This window comes from Nocardia sp. NPDC058497 (assembly GCF_042720195.1).
Taxonomy (GTDB): domain Bacteria; phylum Actinomycetota; class Actinomycetes; order Mycobacteriales; family Mycobacteriaceae; genus Nocardia.
Map to the genome: position 1 here is coordinate 823 of NZ_JBHXMY010000452.1, position 4,138 is coordinate 4,960.

Annotated in this window: 7 protein-coding genes; all 7 read right to left on the reverse strand. The window is 68.0% G+C overall.

Annotated features, from left to right (window positions below):
- Positions 1–126 precede the first annotated feature (126 nt).
- A complete protein-coding gene (locus tag ACFWPJ_RS24555) occupies positions 127–438 on the reverse strand; it encodes a pyrimidine/purine nucleoside phosphorylase (protein ID WP_378854737.1) in 312 nt (103 codons plus the stop codon).
- Positions 439–465: 27 nt separating this feature from the next.
- On the reverse strand, positions 466–855 hold the full coding sequence (locus ACFWPJ_RS24560; RefSeq protein WP_378854738.1) for a DUF86 domain-containing protein: 390 nt from the start codon (positions 853–855) through the stop codon (positions 466–468).
- Positions 842–1,141, reverse strand: a complete 300-nt coding sequence (locus ACFWPJ_RS24565) for a nucleotidyltransferase family protein (RefSeq protein WP_378854739.1) — start codon at positions 1,139–1,141, stop codon at positions 842–844. Before ACFWPJ_RS24565 ends, ACFWPJ_RS24560 begins: the two co-directional genes overlap by 14 nt.
- 65 nt (positions 1,142–1,206) lie before the next feature.
- A complete protein-coding gene (lipA, locus tag ACFWPJ_RS24570; protein ID WP_378854740.1) occupies positions 1,207–2,229 on the reverse strand; it encodes a lipoyl synthase in 1,023 nt (340 codons plus the stop codon).
- Complete coding sequence (lipB, locus tag ACFWPJ_RS24575) at positions 2,226–2,978, reverse strand: lipoyl(octanoyl) transferase LipB (protein WP_378854741.1); 753 nt, start codon at positions 2,976–2,978, stop codon at positions 2,226–2,228. The genes lipA and lipB overlap by 4 nt, the downstream gene beginning before the upstream one ends.
- 53 nt (positions 2,979–3,031) lie before the next feature.
- Positions 3,032–3,535, reverse strand: coding sequence for a GNAT family N-acetyltransferase (locus tag ACFWPJ_RS24580; RefSeq protein WP_378854742.1), 504 nt, complete (start codon positions 3,533–3,535; stop codon positions 3,032–3,034).
- The coding region (locus ACFWPJ_RS24585) for a TIGR01777 family oxidoreductase (RefSeq protein WP_378854743.1) at positions 3,535–4,138 on the reverse strand (604 nt) is incomplete at its 5' end. The genes ACFWPJ_RS24585 and ACFWPJ_RS24580, both read right to left, overlap by 1 nt.

Here is a 4,138-nt window from a genome sequence, read left to right on the forward strand (position 1 = left end):
GGGGGGGGTTGTGGGGGGGGGGGGGGGGGGGCCGCGCGGGGGGGGCGGGCCCCTCGGGGGGGCCCCCCCAAACGTTTTTTTCACACGCCCCGGGGGGCCCGGCTGTGGGGGCCCCCCCCGGGCGGGTCAGCCGAAGTGGCAGACGTAGTGGACGGTGTCGACGACCTCGATGACGAACGAGCTGTCGCCGGGGACGTTGAACGACTCGCCGCCGCGGTAGGTGACGGCCTCGGTCTCGCCGGCCAGGGTCACCTTCGCCTCGCCCTCGATGAGCTCCATGATCTCGGGGGCGCCGGTGGTGAAGGTCAGGGTGGACGGCAGGATCACGCCGACGGACTTCGAGGTGCCGTCGGGCAGCTCGATGTTGTGGCTGACGCACTTGCCGTCGAAATAGACGTTGGCCTTCTTGACGACGGAGACGTTCTCGAACTTCGACATGGGTCCTTCCATAAAGTTAGGGGAGGCTCAGTCTAACCATGCGGGTTTGTGGGCGCGGACGCGCTCGGCCTCGGCGGGATCGCGTTGTGTCAGCATCGCGAGGATGCGCTCGGCCAGTTCCGGCACACTCTTCGTGGCGGCGTTGAAGACGATTATCAAGTCGGCATCGAAGTACTGATGGACGAGCATGTTTCGCATGCCACGCACCAGCTTCCACGGGATCTCGGGCTGTGAGTCACGGGTTGCTGGTGTCAGTGACGATGCGGCCTCGCCGATGATCGAAAGCTGGCGGATAACCCCGTCCTGGCGGAGATCGTCTTTCTGGAAATCAGCGAAGGCGAGGTCTTCGAGGTAGGAGGCGATTCGGTAGTAGGCGGTGACGATGTCGGCGAGATACAGGTCTTCACGCCGCGACATGCAGATCTTTCGCCTCCGCCAGTACCGCATCACGAATGAACCAGTGCAGGTACTTCTTTGGAACGACATCGACCCTTCGGCCGAGGAGTTCCTCCAACTCTTCCTGGAATCCGAAGAACTCCAGCCCGATATGGGTGTCCGGCTTCAGCAGGTAAAGCAGGTCGACGTCGCTGTCCGGCCTATCCGTTCCACGGGCCACAGACCCGAAGACCGACAGTTCAACAACGTCGTACTTCTCGCACAGCGCGCGTAGTTGCGGCATCAGCGCGTCGAAATCGATCGCCATCACGTCTCCTCGAAGGACGCCTCGCGTGTGTGGTGTTTTCAGCTTAGCGGGGTGCGCCAGCGATTTCAGCTGCCGTAGCGGGCCAGGACCGAGCTGGCTTCCTGGGAGGCGGTGCCTTCCTGGGCCAGGTGGGCCATGGCCTCGGGGATCTCGCGGCCGTGGTGGGTCATGGCCTGGGCGTAGAGGCGGCCTGCGCGGTAGGAGGAGCGGACCAGGGGGCCTGCCATGACGCCGGCGAAACCGAGGTCTTCGGCGACCTTGGAGTGCTCGACGAACTCCTCCGGCTTGACCCAGCGGTCGACGGGGTGGTGGCGGGGGGACGGGCGCAGGTACTGGGTGATGGTGAGGATGTCGCAGCCTGCTTCGTGCAGGTCGCGCATCGCTTCGGTGACCTCTTCCGGGGTTTCGCCCATGCCGAGGATGAGGTTGGACTTGGTGACCAGGCCCGCTTCGCGGGCGGCGGTGATGACGGCCAGGGAGCGCTCGTAGCGGAAGGCGGGGCGGATGCGCTTGAAGATGCGCGGCACCGTCTCCAGGTTGTGGGCCAGGACCTCGGGGCGGGTCGAGAAGACCTCGGCGAGCTGGTCGGGGTCGGCGTTGAAGTCGGGGATGAGCAGTTCGACGCCGGTGCCGGGGTTGAGTGCCTTGATGGCGCGCACGGTTTCGGCGTAGAGCCAGGCGCCGCCGTCGTCGAGGTCGTCGCGGGCGACGCCGGTGATGGTGGAGTAGCGCAGGCCCATGGCCTGGACGCTCTCGGCGACGCGGCGGGGCTCGTCGCGGTCGAGGGCGGCGGGCTTGCCGGTGTCGATCTGGCAGAAGTCGCAGCGGCGGGTGCACTGTTCACCGCCGATGAGGAAGGTGGCCTCGCGGTCTTCCCAGCATTCGAAGATGTTGGGGCAGCCGGCTTCCTCGCAGACCGTGTGCAGGCCTTCGCGTTTCACCAGGCCCTTGAGCTCGGTGTATTCGGGGCCCATGGTGGCGCGGGTGCGAATCCACTTGGGTTTGCGCTCGATCGGGGTCTCCGCGTTGCGCGCTTCGATGCGCAGCAGCTTGCGTCCGGCGGGGGCAGAGGCGTCTACGGAGGTCACTGAACCGACTCTACGCTCGGGGCCACGGCGTCCGCGGCGATGGTGGTGCGATCAATGTCATGCGGCTGAACGGGAATTTCCCCGTCGAGGGCGGCAACGATGGCGGTCGCGACGAGAGGCTTGATTTCGGCGACGGTGACTTCACGGCCCAGTTCTCGGGTCAGCGTGGTGACGCCGGCGTCCTTGATGCCGCACGGCACGATCGCCTGGAAGCCGTCGAGCGCGGAATTGCAGTTCAGCGAGATGCCGTGCAGGGCGACGCCGCGCTGCACGCGCACACCGATCGCGGCGATCTTGCGTTCGGCGAACCACTCGGTGGCGGGCAGCCACACGCCCGAGCGGCCCTCGATCCGGCCGCACTCGATCCCGAGGCCGGAGACGACCTGGATCAGCGCCTCTTCCAGCCGCCGGACGTACTGCACGACGTCGACGGGCTCGGCGAGGCGGATGATCGGATACCCGACCAGCTGACCCGGACCGTGCCAGGTGATCTTGCCGCCACGGTCGACCTGCACCACCGGACTGCCGTCGATCGGCAGGTCCTCGGCCTCGGTGCGGCGGCCCGCGGTGTAGACCGACGGGTGCTCGAGCAGGAGCAGCCGGTCGGCGCCTTCGCCTGCGGCGCGCTCGTCGGCGATCTGCCGTTGCAGCTCCCAGGCGGCGTTGTATTCGATGAGTCCGAGATCCTCGACCACGATCGGGGTCGTATCGAATCGAGCGGACGCGGTGGGGCGCGTGTCGTTCACCATCCTGACGTTACGCCCCGGGGCCGACGGCGGCGCAGACCGGTCGTCGCCGCCGGTCACGGCGCCATCGGGAAGTTCAGCTGCATGAGGGTCAGGTCCATCCAGCGGTCGAATTTGCGGCCGACTTCCGGGAGTTCGCCGACGGTGCGGAAGCCGAAGCGTTCGTGCAGGGTGATCGACGCGGCGTTGCCGGATTCGATGGCGGCGATCATGGCGTGCACGCGGCCGGAATCGGTGGCGCGGGCGATCAACTCGGTGAGCAGGGCGGTCGCCACGCCGCGGCGCTGGAAGCGGTGGTCGACGTAGACGGAGTTCTCGACGGTGAAGCGGTAGCCGGATTTGGGGCGCCACCGGCCGTAGGAGGCGTAACCGGCGACCTCGCCGTCGATCTCGGCGATCAGGATCGGCATGCCCGCGGCGGTGCGGTCGGCGAACCAGGTGATGCGGTCGTCGAGGTCTACCTCGTCGGTGTCCCAGATCGCGGTCGACTCGGCGATATTGGTGTTGTGGATCGCGAGAACGGCGGGCAGGTCGGCCTTGTCGGCGTCGCGGATGAACATCAGTGGGCTCCGGTGCGGGCGACGGTGGCGGCCAGGGCGGCGCCGATCGTCGGGTGCTGAAAGGTGTAGCCGGCCTGTTCCAGCGCGGCCGGGATGGCGCGCGGGCCGCGCAGGATCGCCTCGTCGGCGAGCTCGCCGACCAGGGCGCGCAGGGCGAAACCGGGGACGATGAATGGGGCGGGCCGGTGCACGGCACGGCTGAGGGCCCGGTTGAATTCCGCGTTGGTGACCGGGGCGGGGCCCGCGGAGTTGATCGGGCCGGAGATCTCGGGGTGGGTGAGCGCGAAGATGATGGCGCCGACCTCGTCGTCGAGGGAGATCCACGGCGTGTACTGGCGGCCGCTGCCGAGGCGTCCGCCCAGGCCCAGCAGGTACAGCGGGTGCAGCATGCTCAGCATGCCGCCGTTGCGGGCCAGCACCACCGCGCTGCGCACCAGGACGGTGCGCACCCCTGCGGAAGCGGCCGGTTCCGTGGCGGCTTCCCAGTCGCGGCACAGGGTCGCGAGGAAACCGGTTCCGGCGGGGGAGGTCTCGTCGACGACCGTGTCACCGGTGTCGCCGCCGTAGTAGTGCACGCCGCTGGCGTTGACCAGCGTCGGCACT